At 70.1% G+C, this 25,691-nt stretch carries 17 protein-coding genes and 1 pseudogene; 9 read left to right on the top strand and 9 right to left on the bottom strand.

The features are described from left to right. Window positions 1-42 precede the first annotated feature (42 nt). A complete protein-coding gene (locus IPN47_27285) occupies window positions 43-2,508 on the top strand; it encodes a carboxypeptidase regulatory-like domain-containing protein (protein MBK9411686.1) in 2,466 nt (821 codons plus the stop codon). Window positions 2,509-2,565: 57 nt separating this feature from the next. Here IPN47_27285 and IPN47_27280 read toward each other — a convergent pair whose 3' ends face one another. The 7 genes from IPN47_27280 to IPN47_27250 all read right to left on the bottom strand — a co-directional run bounded on the left by IPN47_27280 (window position 2,566) and on the right by IPN47_27250 (window position 10,395). Further along, window positions 2,566-3,144 carry a hypothetical protein gene (locus IPN47_27280; GenBank protein MBK9411685.1) on the bottom strand — a complete coding sequence of 193 codons (579 nt, stop codon included), beginning with the start codon at window positions 3,142-3,144 and terminating at the stop codon, window positions 2,566-2,568. 165 nt (window positions 3,145-3,309) lie between these two features. Further along, window positions 3,310-3,999 carry a DUF4397 domain-containing protein gene (locus tag IPN47_27275; protein ID MBK9411684.1) on the bottom strand — a complete coding sequence of 230 codons (690 nt, stop codon included), beginning with the start codon at window positions 3,997-3,999 and terminating at the stop codon, window positions 3,310-3,312. A 130-nt stretch (window positions 4,000-4,129) separates the two neighbouring features. Beyond that, on the bottom strand, window positions 4,130-5,737 hold the full coding sequence (locus IPN47_27270) for a GH3 auxin-responsive promoter family protein (protein ID MBK9411683.1): 1,608 nt from the start codon (window positions 5,735-5,737) through the stop codon (window positions 4,130-4,132). Beyond that, window positions 5,734-6,477, bottom strand: coding sequence for a hypothetical protein (locus tag IPN47_27265; protein ID MBK9411682.1), 744 nt, complete (start codon window positions 6,475-6,477; stop codon window positions 5,734-5,736). Before IPN47_27265 ends, IPN47_27270 begins: the two co-directional genes overlap by 4 nt. 29 nt (window positions 6,478-6,506) lie before the next feature. Then, window positions 6,507-7,646, bottom strand: coding sequence for a hypothetical protein (locus tag IPN47_27260; protein MBK9411681.1), 1,140 nt, complete (start codon window positions 7,644-7,646; stop codon window positions 6,507-6,509). Further along, complete coding sequence (locus IPN47_27255; protein ID MBK9411680.1) at window positions 7,616-8,971, bottom strand: B12-binding domain-containing radical SAM protein; 1,356 nt, start codon at window positions 8,969-8,971, stop codon at window positions 7,616-7,618. Before IPN47_27255 ends, IPN47_27260 begins: the two co-directional genes overlap by 31 nt. A 5-nt stretch (window positions 8,972-8,976) precedes the next feature. Further along, window positions 8,977-10,395 (bottom strand): B12-binding domain-containing radical SAM protein, encoded by a 1,419-nt coding sequence (locus tag IPN47_27250; protein MBK9411679.1) that lies wholly within the window; start codon window positions 10,393-10,395, stop codon window positions 8,977-8,979. A 207-nt stretch (window positions 10,396-10,602) separates the two neighbouring features. Between IPN47_27250 and IPN47_27245 the strand changes: the two genes are divergently transcribed. From IPN47_27245 to IPN47_27225, 5 genes are all read left to right on the top strand, one after another. Continuing rightward, a complete protein-coding gene (locus IPN47_27245; GenBank protein ID MBK9411678.1) occupies window positions 10,603-12,312 on the top strand; it encodes a radical SAM protein in 1,710 nt (569 codons plus the stop codon). A 1-nt stretch (window position 12,313) separates the two neighbouring features. Further along, window positions 12,314-13,348: a Rieske 2Fe-2S domain-containing protein gene (locus IPN47_27240; GenBank protein ID MBK9411677.1), complete on the top strand. Its 1,035-nt coding sequence runs from the start codon at window positions 12,314-12,316 to the stop codon at window positions 13,346-13,348. Between the two features lie 121 nt (window positions 13,349-13,469). Beyond that, window positions 13,470-16,574, top strand: coding sequence for a SusC/RagA family TonB-linked outer membrane protein (locus IPN47_27235; GenBank protein MBK9411676.1), 3,105 nt, complete (start codon window positions 13,470-13,472; stop codon window positions 16,572-16,574). A gap of 13 nt (window positions 16,575-16,587) precedes the next feature. Beyond that, window positions 16,588-17,982, top strand: coding sequence for a hypothetical protein (locus IPN47_27230; protein MBK9411675.1), 1,395 nt, complete (start codon window positions 16,588-16,590; stop codon window positions 17,980-17,982). A 115-nt stretch (window positions 17,983-18,097) separates the two neighbouring features. After that, window positions 18,098-20,275, top strand: coding sequence for a penicillin acylase family protein (locus tag IPN47_27225; GenBank protein ID MBK9411674.1), 2,178 nt, complete (start codon window positions 18,098-18,100; stop codon window positions 20,273-20,275). A gap of 498 nt (window positions 20,276-20,773) precedes the next feature. Here IPN47_27225 and IPN47_27220 read toward each other — a convergent pair. Then, window positions 20,774-21,310 (bottom strand): annotated as a pseudogene (locus IPN47_27220) (alpha/beta hydrolase). A 237-nt stretch (window positions 21,311-21,547) separates the two neighbouring features. Between IPN47_27220 and IPN47_27215 the strand changes: the two are divergent. After that, the gene (locus IPN47_27215) at window positions 21,548-22,828 is read left to right on the top strand and encodes an aminotransferase class V-fold PLP-dependent enzyme (protein ID MBK9411673.1); all 1,281 of its coding nucleotides are present in this window, start codon (window positions 21,548-21,550) and stop codon (window positions 22,826-22,828) included. Window positions 22,829-22,927: 99 nt separating this feature from the next. Here IPN47_27215 and IPN47_27210 read toward each other — a convergent pair whose 3' ends face one another. Then, window positions 22,928-23,974 (bottom strand): AI-2E family transporter, encoded by a 1,047-nt coding sequence (locus IPN47_27210; GenBank protein MBK9411672.1) that lies wholly within the window; start codon window positions 23,972-23,974, stop codon window positions 22,928-22,930. A 763-nt stretch (window positions 23,975-24,737) separates the two neighbouring features. Between IPN47_27210 and IPN47_27205 the strand changes: the two genes are divergently transcribed. After that, window positions 24,738-25,055 (top strand): hypothetical protein, encoded by a 318-nt coding sequence (locus tag IPN47_27205; protein ID MBK9411671.1) that lies wholly within the window; start codon window positions 24,738-24,740, stop codon window positions 25,053-25,055. 4 nt (window positions 25,056-25,059) lie between these two features. Further along, window positions 25,060-25,644, top strand: a complete 585-nt coding sequence (locus IPN47_27200) for a DinB family protein (GenBank protein ID MBK9411670.1) — start codon at window positions 25,060-25,062, stop codon at window positions 25,642-25,644. The last annotated feature ends 47 nt before the right edge of the window (window positions 25,645-25,691 follow it).

Here is a 25,691-nt window from a genome sequence, read left to right as displayed (position 1 = left end):
CAGACGCCCCCCGGTTCACGCGCCCATGCGCTCCATCGTCCGGTGCTGACCCTCGCGGTCGCCCTCGCCCTCGCGACCGCGTCGCCGACACGCGACGCGTCGCCGCAGGCGCGTGCGACCGGTGCTGGTGACGCCCGGCGCGACACGCTCTCGCGCGTCGTTCATGCGCGCGACACGCTTCCGCGCGTCGTCCTGGCAACGCGCGACGAGCGCACGGCGCGCCGCGACTCGGCGAATCGCCATCGTGCCACCGCCATGGGAGAGGTGCGCGGGCGAGTCATCGACGCAGGGGCCGACGTCCCGCTCGCCGCCGCCTCGCTCACCATCGAAGGGAATGGCGCCACGCGACTGGCCACCTCGGCGCTCGATGGCGCCTTCGCCTTCGCGGGAGTTTCGCCCGGGCGCTACACGCTCGTCGTGGTCCGTACCGCGTATCGCCCCACGCGCCTGGGCATCGTCGTCCCCGAAGGGTCGGCGCTCGTGCTCGATGTCCAGCTCACGCGCCTGCCCGTGGCGCTGGCCCCGATGTTGGTGCAGGCCTCACGCGATGACGAGCCCGCGCTCGCCCCCGGCTTCGAGGCACCGGCCACTCGTTATGCAGACGGGGCGAGCTCGAGCCGCGCCGCGACGCTCCTGGCCTCGCCCGGCGGGATGTCGAGCGCCCTGCTCGGTGTCCTCCCCAGCCGCCGCCCGACCGATCCCGGGGGCAATCGCGATGGGCGCACGCTCTTCATCTGGGGGGCCAAGGACGCCGGCGCCCGCGTGACACTCGACGGCGTCCCGCTCGGTGCGCCGTTGCACCTGGGAGGGCTGCTCCCCGTGGTCGACGAGGACCTCATGGCGCCGGCCCGCATGTGGTCTGGTGGAGCGCCCGCGCGCTACGACGGCGGGACCGACTACGTGCTCGATCTCCGCACGCGCGCGGCCAATCGCGACTCGTTGCGGCTGTGGGGGACGTTCGACGTGCTGTCGGAACGCATCGGGGGAGAGCTCCCGCTAGGCGAGGGCGGGAGCCTGCTCGCCGGGGCGCGACGTGTGCACGATGGCTCGCTCGCGCGCCGCGCCGGCGCCGACCCCGACTACGGGTATGGCGATGGACTCGTGCGGTTGCAGCTGCGGCCCTCGGCGGGCCACGAACTCCGCGCGACGGCCTTCATCACCAACGAGGCGCTCGAACTCCCGCGTGACCAGGGGCGCGACGAGGCGCGGTGGGGCAATCGCGCCGGCGCGCTCGCGTGGGAACGCACCCGGTCGTCGCACGGAACGTTGGTACGGGCCGGCCTCTCCGATGCCATCATCGACCTCCCGCTCCTGACCCTGCGCGACGGCCACCTGCGCGCCGACGCGCGGCGCCTGTCGCTGCTGGCCGAGCAACGATGGGGGGGAACGCGGGCGGTGACGGCGCTGGGGGCCGAGGCGGAGCGCTTCGATGTGCAGCGCGCCATCGACGGCGATTCGCTCGGCGGGTCGATCCCGGCGCCGCCGAAAGAAGGGCCGCCGTGCGGCGTCACCGCCGCGTGCAGCGTCGCCCCCAACGCGGCCCGCGTGACGGGGACCACGACCGCGCTGTACGTCGATCACCGGCGCCTCGTGGCCTCGTGGCTGCAGCTCGGCGTTGGACTCCGCGGCGTGATTGCGCCCGGGATGCGCGAGGGGTCACGTGCGCTCCTCCTGCCGCGCCTCGCGCTGGAGGCGACCCCCTCCAGTGGGAGCACGGTGCGGGTGGGCGTGGGGAGCTTTTCCCGGGCGGCCACGCTCTTCGACGAGGCGAACGGGGTGACCGTCCTCCAGTCCACGGGACTCGCCGCCGCCGCCGGTGCCGACGGGGCGTGGATGTCGCAATCCACCGCGACGCAGTTCGAGGTGGGAGCGTCGCAACGCTGGACGCACGCACTGCTGGGCGTCGTGGCCTACTGGCAGCGCCCGCAGGTGACCGGCCTTGGGCAAAGTGCGCTTCGCCATCGCGGCGTGGATGCCACCTGGCAGTACGCGCGTGGCGTCACGTCGTTCACGGCGAGCTACTCGCGCGTGAACCGCGAGATTCGTTCGTGGGATGCTGACACGTCGGCCGAACTCCTGACGACGCGCCTCGAGCAGGTCGCCTCGCTCGGAGCCGCGACCCATGTGTGGAAGGTGCACGGATCGCTGTCGGCATCGTACGCACACGGCCTCTCGTTCGCGTCGGTCGTGCTCGAGCGTCCGAACCGGGCCAACACGAGTGGAACGCCGAGCGACCTAACGGGTGTCGGTGGGGCGTCGGCGCCGCCGACGATTCCCCCGCAGCGATCGTTCCTTCGGGTCGATGCTTCGATCAGCGGGCGCATCTGTGTGGCCGGCCCGTCGTGCCGGCTGGTGCTGGCGCCGTATGCCCGCGTCCTCAACGCGCTCGATCGCCGTGACGCGATCTTCTTCTATCGCGAGTCGCCGGCGCGCAACGCGAATCGACTGGGTTGGGTCCCGGCGCTGCTCTCGCTCGGCCTTCGCGTGGACGTGGCTCGCGATCGCTAGCGGGGCAAGGCGCCTAACGGCCAGCGCTCGTCTCGTGCGCGTCGAACGTGCCGCTCGTCACGGGACCACGATCACCGTTCGTTCGGCGGTCACTGGCAGGGAGTACGACGGGTTCGCGTCCTTGATGCGCCGTCCGTTCACCCGAATCACGCCCACCCCAGGCTTGGGGAAGACGGTCGTGAACGAGTGCACGAGCCGATCGGTCCAGATCATCGTGCAGACCTGCGCACCGGAATGGCGATCGAAGGCGGCAATGAAGGCCGAGTCGCCGCGCTGGGTGAGAGTCCCGCCATCGGACTGCCAGCAGCCGTTCTCGCCAATGGTATTGACCGTGATGGGGACCGACTGGCCCGCACGCACGGTGTCGCTTACCTCGATGACCTGCGCCGGCACGAGAAGGCGAATTTCATTGGCGCCAATGGGGGGAATCCACGTGGTGTTCCCGGTGTGGGTGCGCACGTTGAGTGACGCGGGGAGCGCGGCCGATGATTCGAGCTGCAGCGCCGCGAGGGTGCGCTGCGCGTCGAGCATCGGCGCGCTCGTCTCGGCGCCACCGCAGGCGGCCAAGGCGAGTAGTGAGCCGGCGAAAAGACTTGAGGCGAGCGAGGAGTCGCCGAACGGGCGTACGGGACGCATGGGCGTGAAGCGAAGGGGTGACGCGACGGAGCGTCTGTCTACAGGCGTCCGCGTAGCCTTCGTCGGACGCATGACTAGGACGCGCGTGGGGTCAGGGAGCTAGCAGACGGGAGCGCCCCGCGAATCCTGTCGATCGATTCCTCGTTGCCCGGTCCGGCGCACCGGTCAGTCGATGACTTCGAGCTTCACCCGCCCGGCGCCGGCATCGAGGATCACGACGGTCTTCTTGCCGCCGCCGGCCAGCGTGATACGTGCCGTGTCGAGGGCCGCGGCCCAACCGCGCGCGTCGCCCGGGCGATAGCTCGCGGTGTCGGTCCAGACGCGCACTTCCCACGCGCCCGGCGTGCTCTGGTAGTAGGTGTTGACCGCGTTGTAGTTGAACGGGAAGGCCCAACGAACCGGGGTCTGATAATCCGGCTGCGTGCGCCAGACCTGAACCTCGCCGGCCCTCGATGCGAGATGCAGCACGCGGAGCTTCGTGGCCCCGGACGGGACCACGGTGTTGGTGTCATCCAGCGACTGCAGGGCGAGCGTGCTGCTCCCGGCGCGGGTCGCGGCCACGGAGGAGAGTCGTCCCGAGCCCACGCGAACCGCGAGCGCTGCCGCTGTCCCGCCGGCGACGCGCACCTGCAAGATGCGATTGCCAGCGGCGGCCCCGACGCTCGCGAATTCGCCGGCGGCGAGCCCCGCGCGCGCGACCACACCGTCGATGACGACGTCCACTGGGGCATCGTAGCCGTTGATGACACGCACGCCGGTGCCGACCACATCGGGCGTCGCGGTAGGCGAGTCGGCGGCACAGCTGGCGACCAGGGTGAGCGTCGCGAGGGCGGCGAGTACGAAATGCGTGCGCATGGGACCTCCGGCGGGTGCGGCCTTCACGCAGTCTCGGGGCGGCACCGGCGCTCGGCAAGGGTGATGTGACAAGCCGTTCCGCGGGAGACGCCTTCACCTCTCGCCACCCACCGCGCGTCGGCGTGGGCGGTCACGGCGGCGCGTAGACGACCGGGAGCAGGAGACGCGGCTTGGCGTCGCCCAGTCGTCCCGCGTGCGCGCGGAGTTCGGAGACGGCGGCATCGTGCGCCACGACGGCGACACGCAGAGGTTCGAGCTGTCCGAGCCGCCGCGCGAGGGCGTAGTGCGGATTGGCGTGCAGGGCCTCTTCGAGTCGGGCACGAATGCCGTCGACGTCGCCGACATCGACCTCGTCCGAGATCAGCAGTTCGTAGCCGGCCCGCCCCCGTTCGGTCCATGCTCGCAGCGCGGCGTATGCCGGTGGCGCGTCCCCACGCCACGCCGCGCGAAGCGCCTCTGCCACGACGGGTTCACTCAACTTCTCGCCCCGCAGGTCGCTCACCCGCCCCGTGCGTCCCAGGAAGCGCAGCGTCGGTGCAGTCCTGAGCTGTCCGGTACACTCGACCATGTCGCCCAGGCGATAGCGCCACAACCCGCCGCCGTTCGTGATCACAACCTCGTAGTGCCCGCCGCGTTCCAGCTGGTGCGCCAGGCGCGCCTCGCCGCGTTCGTCGAGGAACTCGAAGAAGTGCGAGGTGACCGCCAGCACGTGCGTCGCGTGCAGGGGGATCGTGACCACCCCCTCCGTGGCCAGCAGCCCCTTGGGTTGCACGAGCACGTGCGGCAGGCGTTGCACGAGCGCGCGCCACCCGGCTTCGGCGGCCTGTTCGCCCCAGCAGCTCACCAGCTGCAACTCCGGCCACCACGCCGTCCACTCCTCGGCCCCGATGCGCCGCAGCTCCGCGCTGCGGGCCGCGTCCGGAGCCACGCGCCATCCGTCGCGCGCGGCGGATGGAAGCGCGTCGATCCACGGGCAGTCGCCGCTCGCGATGGCGTCGAGCAGGGCGGGCCACGCGCACGCGGCGCCTTCGACGAGGAGGGTGAGGAACGAGGGATGCCAGATCGAGACCAGGCGCAGGTCGCGCCGCCGCAGGAGGGCGAGTGCGGTGAGCGCCCAGAATGCCTGCGGGTCCCGCACGTGGCGGAGCGCCGAGGGGGCGGCCAGTGCCTGCCGCACGAGCCAGGCGGCGCCCGCGCCGAGGTAGTCGGCGTCGTCGGCAAATCCCACCGGAATTGCATCTGGCGGACGTCCCGCAGCGTCCACCGCCTCGGGCTCCGCGAGCGGCGACACCGACCAGTAGGCGGGACCACCCACGAGCGCCGGGCGCTGCCGCGCCAGGTCGTTCATCCAGCGGTTCACCGCGGCATTGAAGCCGGCCTGCAGCGACGCGGTGAACGGGATGAGCTTGCGCGCGCCGCTCGACCCGCTGGTGGGGGCCAGGTGCGTGACGCGCCCTACCGCGAGCACGTCGCGGGCGCCGCGCCGCACGCGCTCGATAGCGGGGGCCACGTCGTCGTAGCAGGAGAGCGGGACGCGGCGCGCGAAGTCGGCAGGCGAATGGAGCGCCCCAAAGTCGTGCGCCTGTCCGAACTCGCTGGCCGAATGGCGCTGCAGCTGCGCGAGCAGCCATCGGCGTTGCGCTGCGCCCGTGTCGCCTAACGCCCGCTCGAAGCGCCGAGTGGCGCCGAGTCCGGTGGCGAGCCAGAGCGCATTGGCGACCGCGGCGCCGAGGCTCACGGTGGCGGGGACGAATTGGTGGCCGGGCGCGCCGTGCGGACCATGCGCGCGCCGGCTGCGGTCAGGTTGTCATCGTGCAACTCGGTGAGGCAGACGAGTTCATCGCCGGCGGCGTGCGCGGCGTTGCGCGCCAGGAAGAAGCGCACGTGGGGATCTTCCTCGCGACCGTCGGGGACGGCGGCCAGCGTCCCGCGCAGCCGCTGCGGCTGCGCGAAGCGCACCACGCCGGCGCGCGCGTCATACGCGGCGCCGAACCGCTCGCGCGCCAACTCGTCGAGCATCGTCTGCACCGCGCGGGGGGGCTCGGCGTCGTGACGGGGCCAGAAGGCGCGCCAGAAGACGGGGAGAAAGCGATACGTGCGAAAGCCGGACGAGAGAAGGAGCCAGTACCACGGTTCACCGGGGCGCGTCGCCTGCAGGGCGCGCACGAGGGCGATCCATCCGCGGGCCAGCAGGGGCGATCCCCAGGCTTCGGGGGCCATGATCGTGTCGCCGGAGTAGATCACGTTGATCTCGCGTCCCGCCGGCCGCGCCCGATACAGCTGCAACGTGGTGAATCCCACCAGGCGCCCCTCACGCCGGATGCGCAGCACCCAGTCCTTCTCGTCGAGGTCATGATCGAACTGCGCGGGCGAGACTCCCTCGAAGTGCCGGTCGAGGAGAGAGTACAGCTCGGCGCGCTCGCCGGCGGTGAGGGCCGACCGCGGTGTCGACACGACGTCGTCTCCCGCCACCTGCAACGTGAGAAGCTCGGGTGAGGTGGACGGAGTCACAGCAGCCCCACCTCCGGGCGCACCAGGCGCGCGTCCCACGTGGCGTGCCGTGCCGGTGTCCCCAACGCCACGTCGTAGAGCGTTGTGTGATACTCGCGCGCGTGGAGGAGCTCGCGGAGGGTCGGGAGGTCGGGGGCGCGTGCGTCGCGTGCGACGGAGAGCCAATCGAGTCCGCGCCGGACGCCCTGACGCTGCAGCGCCGGCCAGAGCACTGCCCAGTCGCTGGGTTGTGCGACCACCGCGCCCAGCAGCGCCCCCTGCGCGAGCACGCTCCCCGGCGGCGGGAGTGGCGCCCGCGCGCTGAGCTGCATCGCCACGTTGGCCAGGGGCCGCGCCAGCTGCAACGCTCGGTCGTAGCCGTCGATCACGACTTGGCGAAACGGGCGCTGGTCCCAGATGGCGCCGCAGCCCACGATGTCGCCGCCGCGCCGGATCAGCACGAAGTCCTCGAGCCCGACACCGTGCGCAGCCAGCGCCTGCAACCGCGCCGCGCGCCACGACAGCGCGAGGTGCACCCCTTGGGCCTGCCGATCGAGGAAGGCGAGGAGCTCCTCTTGTTCCCCGGGCGTGCACGCATTGCCGGCCTCGCTGGTGGTGGTTCGCGCTGCGCGACGGAGTGGCGCCACCAGCGTGACCAGCGAGGCCATCGGGCGATACGCGGGGAGCCCCATGCGCCCGCCGTGCTCCAGCACGCGGCGCGCCCGGTCGTTGTCGCTCGTGATGCTGGTGAAGAAGGCCTCGACCTTCTCGCTGGCTACCGCGTGGGCCAGCGCTGTGTAGCCGGCGCGCAGGAGTCGCACCGCGCGCGACGTGCCGGGAACCACGCGCAACTCGCCCAGGTAGCCGATGCGTTGCACCTGGCCGTTTCGGTGGAGCGGGAGGATGCTGCACCGTCCCACGCCGACGAGCGCGCCATCGCGACGAGCGACCACCGTATGGTCGTGCCCCCCGGCCAGCCCCTCGCCAGCGGCGTAGCGCGGCTCCCGCGTGAAGGCGACGCGCACCGCCCCGGGGACGACCGACCCGCGCAGCAGGGCCCGCAGCGCCGCATCGTCCTCGGGGGCGAAGGGGGTCACCCCCTCCGCCCGTGGGTCACGGTCGCCGGTCAGCTCGCCGGCAGCAGTGCGCCCTGCCACGCCATGTCCCCCAGCGGATAGTGGTCGCGCAGGCTCACGTCGGCACGATGCATCGAGTTGATGAGATAGAAGTTGCGCCACATGAAGCCGTTGCCGCGGTTCACCGCGTCGAGGCTGCGGCGCAGGATGCTCGGCCACCCGTAGAACGTGCGCCGCGCCGCCAGGCACGAGCGCTGCAACTCGTCAGGCGCCATCCCCTTCGGCGTGAACGGGATGCGGTTGTAGCTGTAACGTTCGTCCAGCCACCAGGCGTCGTACAACAGGCGCCCCTCGCGCTCGAGTCGCTGGTATAGCGGCGTCCCCGGGAACGGCGTCAGGTGATTGAACGCGGCGATGTAGAAGGCATGGTCCTGCGCGAAGGCGACCGTGGGGGCGAAGCTCTCCGGCGTGTCGCCGTCGTAGCCGAAGATGAAGGTCCCGTACACGCGGATCTTGTGGCGCCGCAGGTTGGCCAGCGCCTGCTCGAAGCCCCCCTTGGCCTGGTTGAAGCGCTTGTTCATCGACTCGAGGTTGGCCGGGTTCAGGCTCTCGAAGCCGATGAGCACCCCCTGGCACCCGCTGCGCACCAGCAACTCCAGGAACTCCTCGTCGTGCGCGGCGTTGATGCTCGCCTGGCTCACCCAGCGCACGCCTAACGGGATCAGGGCGCGGAAGAACTCCTTGGCCTGCCGCAGGTTGGACGTGATGTTGTCGTCGACGAAGAAGAAGAGCTTCTTCTCGTCCTTGAGCGCCCGGATCTCGTCGAGGATCTGGTCGATGGGGCGGCGCGTCTGCGTGGCGTCGAAGACGGTCTGCACCGCGCAGAACTCGCAGGTGAAGTGGCACCCGCGCCCGGCCTCCACCAGCCCGATTGGGAGATAGCGCTTGCCGCGGAAGATCGACCGATCGGGGCGCATGCCGACGAGCGAGGACCGCCCGCTTGCCCGATAGAACTTCTGCAGGCGACCGTGCCGCGCATCGTCCACCACCGTCGGCCACAACTGCTCCGCCTCGCCCACCACCACCGACTCGGCGTACCGGGCGACCTCGTCGGGGCAGAGCGAGGCGTGAAAGCCCCCCATCACCACCGGGACTTTCCGCCGCCGGTACTCGCTGGCGATCTGGTAGGCGCGCCGCGCGGTGTAGGTCTCCACGCTGATGGCTACCAGGTCGGTCGCCTCGTCGAACGGGATGACCTCCATGCGATCATCGTAGAAGCGCACCTCGACGTCGCGCGGCGTGAGCCCGGCGAGCGTCGCGGCCGGGAGCGGCTCCATCTGCCAGGTGCGGATGTACTTCTGTCCCGGAATGCGCCCCACGCACGGATGGATGATCGTGATGCGCATCCGTTTCACGAGGCCACCGGCACCGACGGTTCCTCGTCCGGCGCAGGCAAACGAACCCCTGCCGGCGCACGCCCGATGATCCAGTCGCAATTGTAGAAGCGCGACAGGTTGTTGGCGTAGAAACGGTAGCCGAGGTTGGTGCCGATGCGCACCGGCCACGGGGCGGGGGAGTGGCGCAGGCGGCGCCAGATGGAGGAATAGCTGTAGGCGTGCTTCCACGCCGCTTCGATCCCCAGCTGCAACTCCTGCACGCTCATGTGCTTCGGCTGGAAGACGACGTGCTGTGCGTCGTACAGCTCCCAGTTCTTCGTGAGGATCCGCCCCTCAGCGTCGAGGCGATTGTACAGCGGCGTGTTGGGAAACGGGGTGACGACCGCGAAGCGCGGCAGGTCGATCCGGGCCTGGACCGCGAATTCTGCCGTCTTGAGGAAGACGTCGGGGTGATCCTCGTCGAGCCCGAAGACAAAGCACCCTTGCAGCGCGATGCCGTGCGCGTGCAGCCGCTCCACCACGCGCGCGTAGTGCTCGGGCGAGTTGAACCCCTTCCGGTTGCCCTTGAGGTTGGCGGTGGAGAGCGACTCCAGCCCCATCAGGAGCCCGGCGCACCCGCTGCGCTGGGCCAGCGCCAGCAGCTCGTCGTCGTCGGCGAGGAGCACGGTCGACAGCCCGTACCATTGCAGCCGCAACGGGATGAGGGCGGTGAAGAGCTCCACCGCGTAGCGGCGATCGGCAATGATGTTGAGGTCGACGAAGATGAGCTTGCGCGCCCCGTGCTGCCGGATGTCGGCGACGACTTCGTGCACCGGCTTCTGGTACGGCTTGCGCCCCCAGGCGGTGGGCACGACGCAGAACTCGCACGGATGCACGCAGCCGCGCGTGGCCTCGAAGACGTTGTTGGTGAGGAAGTGCTGGCTCGGCAGCAGGTCGCGCCGCGGAAACGGGCGCCCGCCGATCTCGAGAGCCGGCGCCTGCGTGTAGCGCGGTGCGAGGACTCCATCGCGCACGTCGCGCAGCAGTTGCGGCCACGACTCCTCGGCGTAGCCCACGACCACCGCGTCGGCGTGCGGTTGCGCGTCGTCAGGGATGAGCGTGACGTGCGGCCCGCCGAGCACCACGGTGATGCCGCGCGCACGGAAATGATCGGCCAGTTCGTAGGCGCGCACCGCGGTCCCGGTGATGACGGTGATCCCGACGACGTCGACGTCAAGATCGAGCGGGACGTCCGAGATCCCTTCGTCGAAGAGCACGACCGTGTGCGCCACGTCGCGCGGGATGTGCGCCGCCAGCGTCGTCAGCGTCAACGGCTGGTAGCGCAGCGACTTCTTCCAGATCCCCCCGCGATGGCGGTACAGCGGCCCCTTGGGAGAGATGAGCGCGATGCGCAGCGGTCGCGCGGCGGTGGTCGGTCCGGCCTCGGCGTTCATCGTCACCCTCCGCTGCGTGGGATCATGCCGATACTAGCGGTCGGCCGGATGGGAGCAAGGTTCGCGCGTCACAAACCACCGGGCACGGGGAGCGCAGGCCGACGATGAACGGGAAACAGAGGTCGAGCACGCCCTGTCGTGCGCCGGTCGCAGCACGCATCGTATGCGGGTCACCCTCCCTCGTCCCGTGCGCGCGAGGAGTCGAACATGGTCCCGCCGATCGCCAGCCCCGGCAAGGTCCTGATCGTCACCGGCGGCTACCTGTCGGGGGGCGAGGACAGCGTCGTGCACGCCGTGTGGAAGCAGTTGCTGCAGTCGCGACATGCGGAGCAATCGTGGCTCGAGGCCAAGGTCAAGGCGACGCTGGCCGAACCGATCGTGAAGGGACGGTGGCACGCGATGCGCGCGCGACGGCGCCTGTCGCCCGCGCTTCGCACGCTCCTCGCCGCGCGCGACAACTACGCCACCCCCGAGCTGACCGAGGTGGTCCTCGCCACCGCGCTCGCGAAGGAAGGGATCGACTTCGAGCTCCTGACCTTCGATGACCTGCTGCGCGGCGTGAACGACAGCGAGGCCAAGCTGCGTGCCTGCAGCGTGGTGTTTGCCTCGGCGACCTTCCTGCGCGACCTCAGCGAACTCGACCCACTGGTCGTGCGACTCAAGCGCCCGTGGAACCGCATCGTCGTCGGTGGGGCGCTGGCGGGCACGCTGCACGCGCACTGGGAGGGATCGCCGCTGGTCGACATCCTGGCGGTCGGCTACGGCGAGCTGCTCGTTCCGGTCCTCGCGCACTGGATGCGGTCCGGCTTCACCGTGCTCGAGCCGCCTCTGCGTGGCCGGATCATCGAGAAGCCGCATACTCGCTTCCTCTTCAGCGGCACGCCGGCGGCGCTCTCCCTCGATGCGCTCGACCGCCCCGACTGGGGACTCGTCGCCGCCCGCCGCGGGAGGCACTATCGCATGATCCACTACGAGAGCGTACGCGGCTGTCCGTATCGCTGCGCCTTCTGCAACTACCCGTACCTCTTCGACGACTCGAAGTTTCGCACGCGCTCGGCCGAGCGCATGGCCGACGACTGGGAGCACTACGCGACGACGCTGGGCGTCGAGTACATCACCTGCCTCGACTCGCTCTTCACGATGCCGCGCGCGCGCCTGATGGCGTTCTGCCATGCCCTCGTGCGACGCAAGCTTGGCATCAAGTGGATCTGCTACGCGCGCGCCGATGACCTGTGCGACGACGAGGTGGTCCTGCTCATGCGCGAGGCCGGGTGCATCCAGGTGCAAGTGGGGATCGAGTCCGGCGATCAGGGGCAGCTCGATCGCATGCAGAAGCGCACGACGGTGCGCGAGAATGCGCGTGCGCTCGAGGCCTGCCGCCGAGCGGGGCTCACGACCGTGGTCTCACTCATCGTGGGCTTCCCCGGCGAGACGCGCGCAACGCTGCAGCGTACCTGCGACATGCTGGCGGCGTCTCCTCCCGATTTCCACTTCCTCGCCACCTTCTCCACGCGCGTGGCCACGGTGCCGATCCTCCAACCCGAGCACGCGGAGCGCCACGACCTGGTGACCGATGCCAATCCGCGCACCGTGAGCCCCTATTGGCGTCATGCGACGATGTCGTGCGCCGACGTCGGCAACCACGTGCGATGGATGGCGAACGAACTCGTGGCGCGCCGCGTTTCCCTCGACGCCACCATGTTCTATCACGGGATCCTGCACTACGATCCGTCGATGCGCGACGAGATGCTCACCTTCCAGTGCGACGCCCTGGGGCGCGCCCCGCTCGTGACGCGGGCCTTCGACCGCCTCAACGACTGGATCGACCGCCGACTGCGCGCCGACGTGGCGCGCGTCCTTCCTCCGGGCGCGCCGGCGTCGGCCGCGCCGGTGTCGGCCGCGCTGGGCACGGTGTGACGTGAGCGACCGCCCGCCGCACTTCCCGCTCGTCCCGCACGGGTGGTACTACGTCGCCCCGGTCGAGAAGATGCGACGCCCCGTCGAGCTCCGCCTGGGGGATCGGGAGTACGTCGCCTTTGCCACGGGCCGTCAGGTGCACGTCCTGGATGGGCGCTGCTCGCACTTCGGGGCGCACCTCGCACGGGGCAATGTGGTCGGCGACTGCCTCGAGTGCCCGTTGCACGGGTGGCGCTTTCGTGGTGACGGGACATGCGAGCAGACCCCATCGGGCGAGGATCCGCCGGCGGCTGCGGCGGTGCGGTCGTATCCGATCGCCATGCTCGGCGGGCACCTCTTCTTCCATACCGACAGCGGCCATCGCGCCCCCGCCCCCTTCTTCGCCGACGTCGCTCCCGACGACCTCATCTCGGCACCGCCCTTCTCCTTCGACGTGGCGATGCCGTGGTGGATGGTGAGCACCAACGGCTTCGACACGCAGCACTTTCTCACCGCGCACGATCGGCGACTGGCCGGGCCACCGGAGGTCCTGCGCGACGACGCCGTGTTCGAGGCACGCGCCGCGTTCGACGTCGTGGGGGGCGAGTGGCGCGACCGCGTCACCCGCCTCGTCTCGGGGCCGCGCACGGAGATGACCGTGCGCAACGCCGGCGGTGCGCTCATCCTCGTGACGTCGCGCTTCCGGCGCACGGTGACGTACGGCCTGGTGAGCATCCATCCGCGCTCTCGCACGCAGTCGCATGTTCGCACGATCGTCTGGAAGCGCCCGCGCGCCGGCCCCGCGCGCGCCTTCGATGCCGTGGATGTGCTCCTGCGCGCGTCGTTCATCCGTGCCTTCATTCAACCCGATATCGTGGCCGGCGAAGGGATCCAGTTCGACCCGCGCCGCACCATCGCGGCCGACGCGGTGGTGACGCGATACCTCGCGTGGCTCGCGGAGCACTCGGTCGCGGCTCATTCGGACGAGCCCCTGTCCGGTGCCCGACGAGGCGCACATCTTGGAGACGCACTGCCCGAGTCGGCTGGCGATCACTAGCCGCCGACGCACCACCCGGCCGGCGGAGCACAGCGTGAGCCGGCCGTCCCCCCACGGGAGCGACGACGACTCCGGGCGTCGTCATCCCACCCTCTTCACCGTAGGCGCCCTCGAGGTGTCCATGCATCCACCACTCGTTATGCGCGTGCTCGCACTGGCGGCGTTCCTCGGAACGTTGGCGCCAGCCTCCCTCGCGGCGCAGTCCCAGCTCGGGAGTATCACTGGCCGCGTGACCGACGCGGCGACCGGGCAACCCATCGCCGCCGCCCAACTCGCCGTCGTCGGGAGCAACGTCGGGACGCAGACCAGTACGGAGGGGCAGTACACCTTGCGCGGCGTCGCCCCCGGCACCGTCCAGGTCCGCGTCCTGCGGCTCGGCTTCGGCGAGCAGCGGCAGTCGGCGACCGTGGTGTCGGGACAGGCCACCACGCTCAACTTCCAGCTCAACGCCCTCGCGGTGACGCTGAACCCCGTCGTGACCACCGCCACCGGGCAGCAGCGCCGCGTCGAGGTCGGGAACGCGATCGCGCAGGTCGATGCCTCGCAGCTCGTCGAGTCCAAGCCCGTGTCGGGGATGGCGGACCTCCTCACCTCGCGCGCCGCGGGGGTCCTTGTGACCCCCGGCACGCAGACCGGGGCGGGGACGCGCATCCGCATTCGCGGAACCAGCTCGCTCTCTCTCACCAACAACCCGATCGTCGTCATCGACGGCGTGCGCGTGGAGGCGTCCACCGGTTCGTCTTCGGTGAGCGTCGGCGGCACGCAAACGTCGCGCTTCGACGACCTCAATCCCGAGGAGTTCGAGTCGATCGAAGTGGTGCGTGGTCCGTCGGCCGCGACCCTCTACGGCACCGACGCCGCCAACGGCGTCATCGTGATCACGACCAAGAAGGGGACCGCCGGCCGCCCGCAGTGGTCGTTCTACTCGGAGCAGACCGGGATCACCGACCGCAACGACTATCCCACCGCCTGGTGGGGATGGCGCACCGGGCCGACCGCGGCCACGACGTCGACGCCGTCCAACACGGTGCAGTGCTTCCTGTCGCAGGTGGTGGCGGGCCAGTGCGTGCAGGACAGTGTCACCAGCTACAACCTGCACGACGACAAGGAGTCCACACCCTACGGGACCGGCTATCGGCGCCAGTACGGGGCGCAGCTGCGCGGCGGCTCGGATGTGTCGCGCTACTTCCTGCACGGCGAGTACGAAAACGAGGACGGCGTCACCAAGGTCCCCGAGTTCGAGCAGCGCTGGCTGGCGCGCAACAACCGCTCGCTCAGCAGCCGCCAGGAGAATCCCGGCATGCGCGGGCGCGTGACCGGGCGCAGCAACATCAACATCACGCTGCCGCGCAACGCGGAAATGCAGGTCAACGCCGGCTTCACGTCGCAGGACATCTACCTGCCGCGCAGCGATGACTCCGGCACGCCGGGCATTGCCGCCAACACCTTCGGTGGCCCCGGCTTCAAGTACAACCTCAACCCGCAGGGTGACACGCTCTTCGGGTGGCGCCAGTTCACGCCGCGCGACATCTACCAGACCGAAACGACGCAGTCGATCGAGCGCTTCATCGGCTCGGTCAACGCGAACTGGCGTGCGGCCGACTGGCTGACGACGCGCGCGAACTTCGGGCTGGACTACACCAACCGCCTCGATTCGCAGCTCTGCCGCTTCGACAACTGCACCAACACCGGGCAGGACCGCCTGGGCTTCAAGACCGACAACCGCACCAACTTCTTCGTCTACACCGTCGACGCCGGCGTGACCGGCACGCGTCGCCTGTCGGAAACGCTCGAGTCCAAGACGACGGCGGGCTTCCAGTTCTACCGCAACATCTTCAACCGCAACGGCGCCACCGGGACGCAGCTGCCGCCGGGGGCCACCACGGTCACCGCCGGCTCGGTCGCCGCCGCCGATGAGACGACCGCCGAAAGCCGCACGCTCGGCGCCTTCGTGGAGCAGGCCGTCTCGTTCCGCGACAAGCTCTTCGTGACCGGCGCGGTGCGCTCCGATCGCAACAGCGCCTTCGGCGCCGACTTCAAGACGGTCTTCTATCCCAAGCTCTCCGCCTCGTGGCTCATCAGCGAGGAAGGGTTCTTTCCCAAGGCCAACTGGATCAACCAGCTGCGCGTGCGCTCGGCGTACGGCGCCTCGGGGGTCCAGCCCGGCACCATCGACGCCGTGCAGTTCTTCTCGTCGTCGGTCTACCGCGGCGAGAGCGGCGACCAGCCGGCGCTCGTGTACACGGCGCTCGGCAACCGCCAGCTCAAGCCGGAGCGTTCCACCGAACTCGAGATGGGCTTCGACGGCACCTTCTTCGATTCGCGCCTGACGACGGAGCTCACGTACTACCGCAAGTCGTCCAAGGACGCGCTCATCTCGCGCATCCTCCCCCCCTCGATCGGGACGGGCGCCACGGCGCGCCTCGAGAACCTGGGCGAGGTGCAGAACACGGGGTGGGAAGCGCTCATCAACGCGCAGATCCTGCGCCGCGACGCGTTAGGCTGGGACGTCTCCATCAACGCCTCCACCAACGACAACGAGCTCGTGAGCCTGGGCGGCGTCCCGCCGATCGTGGGCGCCACGCAGCAGCAGAAGGAAGGCTACCCGCTGTATGGCTGGTGGTCGCGCCGCCTCAAGAGCTACGCGGACAAGAACGGCGACGGGATCATCCGCTACAGCGCCGACCCCAACCTCACCGAGATCACCGTCTCCGACACGGCCGAGTTCCATGGGTATCCGCTGCCGCGCTACGAGTTCGCGCTGACCAACAGCATCGAACTCTTCAAGCGCGCGCTGCGCCTCTCGGCGATGATCGACTACAAGGGTGGCAACCTCGTGTACAACAACTCGGAGCGCATCCGTTGCGCCTCGCGCTTCAACTGCGAGGGGCTCATCAACCCCCAGGCGCCGTTGTTCGAACAGGCACGCACCGTCATGGTGCGCGAGCACCCGAGCCGTTCGGTCGCCGGCTTCTTCGAGGACGGGGACTTCATCCGCTTCCGTGAGATCTCGGCGGTGTGGAACGTCCCGCGCGACTGGACCACGCGCTTGACCCGTGGCCGCTCGCTCTCGGTGACGGCGGCGGTGCGCAACCTCGGCCTCCTCTGGACCAACTATCTCGGCGTCGACCCCGAGTCGTTCGGCACCACCGGTGATGCGCCGTCGTCGTTCCAGGCCTTTGGCCCGCCGACCTTCTTCGCCTTCCGCGTCAACCTTGCCTACTAGGGTGATCGATATCATGCGAGCATATACGACCTTCATCCCCGCGGGCGACCGGCTGCAGGCCGCGGCGCGCCGCACCGCCGGCGCGGCCGGACTCGCGGCGCTGTCGCTCATCGCGTCGTGCACCACCGCCACCGAGGTCCTCGAAGTGAAGGACCCCGACATCGTGAACCCCACCGACGTGCAGTCGGTGGCCGGCGCGAATGCGGTGCGCCTCGGCGCCCTGGCACGCCTCAACGCCGCCACCAGCGGCGACGAATCGCTCCTCCTCCTCGGCGGCCTCCTCACCGACGAGTGGATCAATGGCGACTCCTTCATCGCGCGGCAGGAGATCGACCAGCGCACCATCACGCGCGAGAACACCTTCCTCACCGCCGCCAATCGCGTGCTGCATCGTGCGCGCCTCTCGGCGGAGCAGGCGGTCGAACTCCTCAAGACCTACAATGCGACAGCGCCCGGGTGGCAGCCGGCGGAGATGTACTTCGTGCAGGCGTACACGATCAACCTCATGGCCGAGCACTACTGCAGCGGGCTGGTCTTCAGCTCGATCGTGAACGGCGTCGAGCAGTACGGGTCGCCCATCACGACCACGGCGGCGTTCGACAAGGCGCTGGCGCTCGTGGACCAGGGGCTCGTGCTCGTGACCGGGACCACCGCCGACGATACGCGGGTGCGCAACGCGTTGCGCGTCCTGCGGGGACGCATCCTCGTGAACCTCAACCGCCAGGCCGAGGCGGCGACGGCGGTGGCCGCCGTCCCCAACTCGTTCACGTACAACATGCTCCACGCCGCGACGGCGACGAGCAACCAGATCTGGAACTTCAACAGCCTGTCGCGTCGCTACAGCGTGAGCGTGAGCGAGGGCGTCAACGGAATGAACTTCGGGTCGGCCAACGACCCGCGCGTCCCGGTGTGCCAGGGAGGCGATGCCGCGTGTCGTGCCATCGGCGTCACGCTGGCCACGCGTGACGACCTGCTGCGCCCGATCATCATCGCATCGGCCTGGCCGCTGCGCGAATCGCCGGTGGCCATCACCAACGGCATCGAGGCGCGGATGATCGAAGCCGAGGCCCAGCTCAAGGCGGGGAATGCCGCTGCGGCACTGGCCACGCTCAACGCCGCGCGTGCCACGGTGACCGGGCTTGCCCCGCTCACCGATGCGGGGACGCCGGCGGCCCGCCTCGACCAGCTGTTCCGCGAGCGCGCCTTCTGGTTCTTTGGCCGTGGTTATCGCACGGGCGACATGCGGCGCCTCATCCGGCAGTACGGCCGCGCGCAGGCCAACGTCTTCCCCACGGGCGGCTGGCACAAGGGCGGCAACTACGGGACCGACGTCAACTTCCCCGTTCCGCAGGCCGAGCAGAACAACCCCAGTGCGGGCGGCGCGAGCTGCATCGACCGCAATGCCTGACGATCGGCGCTGTCGCCAGCATAACCCACGCTGGCGGGGGCTCCTCGCACACGATGCATAACGACTGGCGCCTGTCGATCGTCCGATCGGCAGGCGCCGCTTCACTCTCCCCATCATGCGACTCTCCCTTCGCGCGCTCCTCGCCGCGCTCGTGATGTCGATCGCGATCCCGGTCGTGGTCCTGCCCCTCATGGCACAGGACGCGCGATCGCTGGCGGTGTCGCCGACGCGCTCGTACGCCGACCGCGTCGAGATCCGTCGCACGGCCTATGGCATTCCGCATCTCCAGGCCGAGGACCTCGGCGCCCTTGGTTACGCCATGGCGTGGGTCCAGCTCGAGGACTACGGCGTGCGCGTGGCGCACGGCCTGGTGCGCGCGCGGGGCCACCTCGGTCGCTACTTCGGGCGCGACTCGCTGCCGCGCGACTTCGAGGCACGCCTCACGCACCAGCGCGCCGTGGAGACCTGGCGGCAGCTGCAACAGGAGACGCGCCAGGTGTATGACGGCTTCGCGCAGGGGGTGAACGACTACGTGGCGCAACACCCCAGCGAGATGCCGTCGTGGATGCCGCACGACTTCACGGGCGAGGACGTGGCGGCGCTGTGGATGGAGGAGGCGGTTCCCAGTGCGGCGCAGAACTTCGGCGATCGCGAGCGGCGCCGGCGCGAGCGCACCCGGCAGGATTCGCTGCAGCGGGAAGGCGAGGGGTCCAACGCGTGGGCCTTCGCGCCGTCGCGCACCCGGTCGAAGCGCGCGATCCTCCTGCGCAATCCGCACCTCGACTGGAACGCCGGCTACTACGAGGCGCACGTCACCGTCCCGGGCGTCATGGACTTCTATGGCGACTTCCGGATTGGCCACCCGGCGCTGCTCGTCGGGGGCTTCAACACGCACCTTGGGTGGGCGACGACCAACAACAACACCGACAACGAGGCGCTCTACGCCCTCGACGTCGACAGCACGCAGGTCGATCACTACCTGCTCGACGGCGAGAGCCATCCGCTGCAGCGCATCGACCTCGTGGCCGAGTATCGCAACGGCGCCGGGCTCTCGTCGGAGGTGCGCACGATGTGGCGCACGCACGTGGGGCCGGTGGTCGAGCGCGCCAACGGCAAGGTGTACGTCGTGCGCTGGCCGTCGGAGGGGGAGTTCCGCAAGGGCGAGCAGTTCCTGCGCATGATGCGCGCGCGCACGCTCGAGGAGTGGAAGGACGCCATGCGCCTGCGCGCACACACGACGTCCAACCTCACGTACGCCGACGCCAGGGGGAACATCTTCTACGTGTGGAACGCGACCGTCCCGCGCCTCCCGCATGCCTCCGGCGGCGACTCGGTGGCCATCGCGGTGCGCACGAGCGCCGAGATGTGGCGCGACATGGTGCCGTTCGACTCGCTCCCGCAGCTGCTCAACCCGCCCGGGGGCTACATCCAGCAGTCCAACGACCCGTTCCACTACACCAACCTCAACGCCATCCTCGACTCGACGCGGTTCCCGTCGAACTTCTCGCGCCCCGCGTTAGGCTTCCGCTCGCAGCTCGGGATCCGCCTGTCGACGCAGATGCCGAAGATGTCGCTCGAGGACGTGGTGACGCTCAAGCACTCGTATCGCATGCTGGCCGGCGAGCGCCTGGCCGACGACCTGCTGGCGGCGGTGCGGGCCTCGTCGCCGTCGGCGGCCGTGGCGGCGGCAGCGGAGATGCTGGCGCAGTGGGACCGCACCACGGCCCCTGATTCGCGTGGTGGCATCCTCTTCGAGCTCTGGTACAATCGCCACCTGCAAGGCGAGGCGCTGCGCGCCCTCCCCTTCGCCGAGCGCGCCCGCCGTACCTTCGCGACGCCGTGGAGCCCGACGCGGCCTAACGATACGCCGGACGGACTCGCCGACCCGGTGCGCGCGGCCGCCGACTTCGCGTGGGCGGTGGACGAGGCGACGCGCCGGTACGGGCGCGCCGACGTGGCCTGGGGCGACGTGCACCGCGTGCGCCGCGGCGACGTCGACGTCCCGGTCGGCGGCTGCACGGGAGCGTTGGGGTGCTTTCGCGTGCTGCAGTACTCCGACGCCCCCGACGGCAAGCGGGTGGCGCGCGGCGGCGACGGCTGGGTCCTCGCCGTGGAGTTCACCCCCGTCCCGCGTGCCTACTCGGTGCTCGCGTACGGCCAGAGCGCGCGCCCCGAGTCGCCCCACTTCGCCGACCAGGCGGCCATGTTCGCCCGAGGCGAGATGAAACGCGTCGCCTTCACGCGCGAAGACGTCGAGAAGGGGACGCTGCGGCGGTATCGACCGGGACGGTGACCCTACCGGTGGTCAGGGGGCGAAGAGCGCCCCCGCCACCCCGGTCCGGACCGGATTGGGCGCCACCCATTCCCGCCGCGCCTCGGTCGACTTGAGCAGCTCGAACGCGTACCAGTCGCGAAAGAGCCCAGATCGACGCGCATAGATCCGGTAGACCTGACGCACCGCCTCCAGCCGCGAGATCCCCGACGGCAGCGTCGAGAGCGTCGCCGCCACCGCGCCCACCCACAGACGGGTGAGCGTCTCGTGATAGCCGCTCGTCTCCGTGTTGTGCCCGCCCTGGCTCGTGTTGTAATGCCGGATCGCCTCGCGCATCAGGTTCAGCGCGTGCGGGACGGCCGTCGACCAGAGGATCGCCGCCGCCATCCCCACGTGGGCGCCGTGCGTCCACCAGGTGATCGGAAACGTCCCGTCCCGAAACCCCTCGAGGAAGGTGTCGAGCGTCTCTTCGCTCGCCAGCCACGATGGCATCCACTCGTCAGGCACTGGCGCCGATCGCAGCTCCTCCAGCAACGCCCACCCCTCGGGCCACGGGCCAAAGCCGGCCGCGACGTTGATGTGACCTGCCCCCTCCAGCTCCACATAGCGGCTCCCCCAGGCGTCCGCGTAGGCGCGCGCACGTTCGGTGCTGACGTATGGGTCGTTGCTGCTGGCGACCACGATGCTGGGGAAGGGAAGCCGGACCATCGGGACCGGGGCAAAGCCGGTGGGCCCCGGCGGATAGTTGGGGCCCTCGGGATCGCTCGGCGCCACCAGGAGCGCCCCGCGCACGCGCAGGTGGCGCACCGGCGACGCCGAGACCGCCCAGTGCGCCACCAGCGGACAGGCGGTGCTGTGCGCGACCAGCACGACCGACTGCATGACGCCGACGATCGCCGCGTCGAGGCACGACACCCAGTCGGCGCGATTGGGGGCATTCCACTCGGTCTGCACCACCCGGCGGCAACTGTGGTCGCGCCGTTCCCACTCGCTTTGCCAGTGCTCGGGACCGGAGTCGCCAAGCCCGGGGAGGATCAGGGCGGAGATGTCGCTCATCCTGAAGGTCGGAAGACGGGAACATGGAAAGATGCGAGCACCGCGTTCACCCCAACCAAAGGCGGGGCCTCACACCGCGGGCGCGACGGAAGATAGTGCGCTTCGTGCACTGCAGGCTCGATGCGACGCGCCGCCGCTGCGCCGCGTCGCTGATGCGTCGCGCCGCCGTTGCGTGGCGCTCGCCGACACCGGCGTGCAGCTTCCACCACGTTGCCTCCACGCTCATCCCAGCGATCGATGACTCGCACCACCGCGTCGCGCCGCGACTTCCTGCGCACCGTCGGCGTTTCTTCCGCAGCCGCCATGCTGGCCCCTGCGCCCCTCGCCGCCGAGCCGGCGGCGCTGAGGATCGCTTCGTCGACGCGCGCCCCGACCGGAACTACGCGCGCCCCGCGCGGACTCGCGCTCGCCCCCGACGACTTCCTCTTCGAACCGGGGCTCACCTACCTGCAAACGGGATCGCTTGGCCCGACCCCGCGCCCGGTGATGGAGCGGACGATCGGGGCATGGACCACGCTGGAATCCAATCCCGCGGCGCAGGGCTACGGACCACTCGAACACGCCATCGAAGCGGTCCGCGCCAAGGCCGCCGCCTTCCTCGGCTGCAAGACCGACGAGATGGTCCTCACCAACTGCACCACCGAAGGGATGAACTGGGTGGCGCAGGGACTCGGGCTGGCGGCGGGCGATCATGTGCTCACGACTGACCAGGAGCACCCGGGGGGACGCGTCTGCTGGGACTATGTCGCGCGCAAGTACGGCGTCGTGCTCGACGTCGTCACGATTCCACCGGGCGAAAACGATGCGCAGGCCATCATCGATCGCTTTCGCGCCGCGATCACCCCGCGCACGCGCGTCTTCTCCTTCTCGCACCTGCTCAGCTCCACCGGGCTTCGCATGCCGGTCGCCCGACTCTCGGCGCTCGCGCGCGAGCGCGGGTGCATCGCCGTGGTCGATGGCGCGCAGGCCGTCGGGGCGGTCGAGGTGAACGTGAAGTCGTTAGGCTGTCACGTGTATGCCACCAGCGGCCACAAGTGGCTCCTGGCCCCGAAAGGGACCGGGCTCCTCTACCTGAGCGAGGAGTTGGGCACCGCCATCGACCCGATCGCCCTGCAGAGTGGGCGCGCCGCCTACTCGGCCTCGTCAGGCGTTGCGTCGCTGCCGAGCGTGATCGGGTTGGGGGCGGCCATCGACTACCTGAGCACCATCGGCCTCGCGCGCATCGAAGCGCACAACCTGGCGCTCCGTGGTCGGCTGCACACGGCGCTCGCCGCCGTTCCGCAGGTCACGATCGTGAGCGGCGGCGCGGGGCCGATCGCGTCGCCGCTCCTCAGCTATCGCCTCCCCGAGCAGCACAAGGCTGGGACGCTGCACACGCGGCTGCGCGAGCAACATCACGTCGAGGTGAAGGTCGTCCCCGGCAACTGGTTCAACGGGCACCGCATCTCGACGCACCTGTTCAACACCGAGCAGGACGTCGACACCTTCGTGCGCGCCCTGTCCGCCGAACTGCGCTGACCGCGGACGCTCGCTCACGTGCATGCGCCCACGTGCGCGCGCCTAGCTCCGCGTGCTCACTCGCGCGCTCACTCGCGTGCGCTCACGCACCGCACCGCGTCAGGCTTGCGCCTCTGACGGCGTCGCGGGTGGGCTGACGTCGTCCGCCTCGCTCGGCGCAAAGAGGCGGCGCACGGCGGTGGTGAGCGGGACGGCGAGCAGCGCCCCGGTGGGGCCCAACACGTACGTCCAGAAGAGGATCGCCGCAAAGAGGACGAAGGGGCCGAGGTCGAAGCCCTCCTGCATGAAGCGCGGCTTGATGACGTTGTCGACGACGCTGTTGAGCACCACCAGCAGCAGCACCAGGAGGCCGGCGCGCACCGGGCCGAACTCCAGCATCGCCAGCGCCACCGGCGGGATCATCGACAGGATGAAGCCGATCCCCGGGACGAAGCTGAGGACGAGCGCGACCAGCGCCCACAGCAGCGCGAGGTCCACGCCGAGCAGCAGGAGGATCACCCACACCACCCCGGCGTACATGAGCCCCGTGATGAGGGTGATCCAGACGTACTGCTGGATGTCGTTGGCCATCGCGTTGAGTCGTCGCTGCCAGGCCAGCGACAGCGCCTTGTCGCGCGCGCGGTGTCCCGGGCGATGCATGACGGCGTTGGACTCGATGAGCAGGAAGATCGACAGCATCACGATGAGGATCGTGACACTGAGCGCACTCCCGAGCCCGGCCATGAGGTTGGCGGACATCGAGATGACGCGTGACGGACTCACCATCGCCATGAGCTGGGAGCGCGACGCGTCGATCCCGAAACGGTCGAGCCACGAGACCCCGCTGGTCATGAGCGCGGAGAGTCGGTCCTGGTACTGCGGGACCGTCGCGACGAGCGCCTTGGCGGCGTAGCCGATGATGCCGCCAAAGAGGAGGAGGCCGGAGACGACCGCGATGACGGTGGCCGTCATCGCCAGCCGCGGCCCCAAGCCGCGCTCACGCAGCTTGTGCTGCAGCGGCACGGCGCACGCGACCACCACGGCCGACATGAGGATCGGATCGAGCACGCTCGCCGAGGCCTTGAGCCCCGCCACGACGATTACGATGGCGGCGGCGGCGACGAGGGTGCGGTAGCGTCGGACGTCGAGCGATGAATCCAGCGGCATGGCCACGCGAGTGAGTGAACGAGCACGATGGGCGCGTCGAATGTTGGTGGCTGCAGCGTCCGGGACCAGTCCCCGTGAGCGAACGCGGCCGCCAGGTGCCGCGCCACGTGCCCCACCACGTGCCGCGCCACGTGGGGTGCTCGACGGGCACCCACGCCTCGACCGGCGAGTGGTGGCGACGTAAGCTCAGCGCACGGCGGTCCGCCGACCTTCGCCTGCGACCGTCCCCCTCTCTTTCCTGCGAGATTCCGCATGCGTGCGCGTTCGCTCGGCGCGGCCGTCGTGGCGACGGTCGTCCTCCTCGCCTCCCCGGCGACCGGACAGTCGGTGCAGTACACCTCACCTGCCGGTGTCGCCTACCGCGCACAGGCCGACACTGGCCCCGTGGCCCGAGCGCAGGCCGCGCTGGCGAGCGATCCGCGGAACATCGACCGGATCCTCGCGCTGGGGGCGGCGCAGTCGGGGGCGCGGCAGTTCCGCGAGGCGATCGCGACGTACTCGCGCGGGCTGGCCATCGACCCTAACAACGCCATGCTCCTGCGCTGGCGCGGGCACCGACATCTCTCGGTGCGTGCCTTCGACCAGGCCATGGTCGACCTGACGCGCGGCGCCGCGATCGACTCCACGATCTACGGCATTTGGTATCACCTCGGGGTCGTGAAGTTCGTGCGCGGCGACTTCGCCGGCGCCGCCGACGCCTTTGCCCGCGCCCTGCCGCGCCCCCGATCCTGGCGAGCTCGCAGGATCGACGGACTGGCTCTGGATGTCGCTGGCGCGCGCCGGGCGCGGCGCCGAGGCCAGGGCGCACCTCGACCGGCGTACCGACTCGCTCAAGACGACGGTGGCGTATGCCCAGCGCCTCCGCCTCTATCGCGGCGAGATCGGCCCCGAGCAGGTGCTCACCCCCGCCGACACCGCCGACGTGCAGCTGGCGACGCTCGCCTTCGGGATCGGGAACTGGTACCTGGTGAAGGGCGACACGGCACAGGCGCGTCGCTGGTTCGAGCGGTCGGTGCAGTCTGGCGGGTGGCCCGGCTTCGGCTTCATCGTGTCGGAGGCCGAGCTCCGGCGGCTGCGGTAGCCGCGTGCCCGACCCGTCACCCTACGCCCGCGACGAGATCGTCGCCGAACTCGAGCGCGTGCACGCGCGCGGTGTCGCCTTCTGGAATGCCCTGTCGACCCGCGTCTTCTTCGCCCCGATCGGCACGGCCTGGTCGCCGGCCGACAATGTCCGACACCTCACCAAGTCGATGGCGGCGGTGAGCGCTGGCCTGCGGGTCCCGCGGACGCTGGTCGCCCTGCTGTTCGGACGGCCATCGGCGGCGTCGCGGACCTTCGAGGGTGTGCGCGACGACTATCGTCAGGTGCTGGCCGCCGGCGGGACGGCGGGGCGCTTTGCCCCGACACCCTCGAGACACGGTGCTACCCCCGATGTCGATCGCGCCCGGATCATGACGGCGCATCGCGCGGCGATCGGCGAGCTGCGCGCTCGCGTGACGCGCTGGAGCGACGCCGACCTCGACCGACATCGCTTCCCTCACCCCCTCCTGGGAAAGCTCACCGTTCGCGAGATGCTCCTCTTCACCCTGTACCACAATCAGCATCATGTGGATGGGGTCCAGCGGCGACTGGCGGCCGATGTGGAAAACCCACAGAGTGGACCCCGATAGCGGATGACGGGCGCGCTCGAAGGCTGCGTGCGACGACGATGCACGGC

The sequence above is a fragment of the Gemmatimonadota bacterium genome, from assembly GCA_016719105.1.
Taxonomy (GTDB): Bacteria; Gemmatimonadota; Gemmatimonadetes; order Gemmatimonadales; family Gemmatimonadaceae; genus SCN-70-22.
The sequence above is the reverse complement of the archived record's forward strand: the minus strand, read 5'-3'. Positions and strand labels throughout refer to the sequence as shown.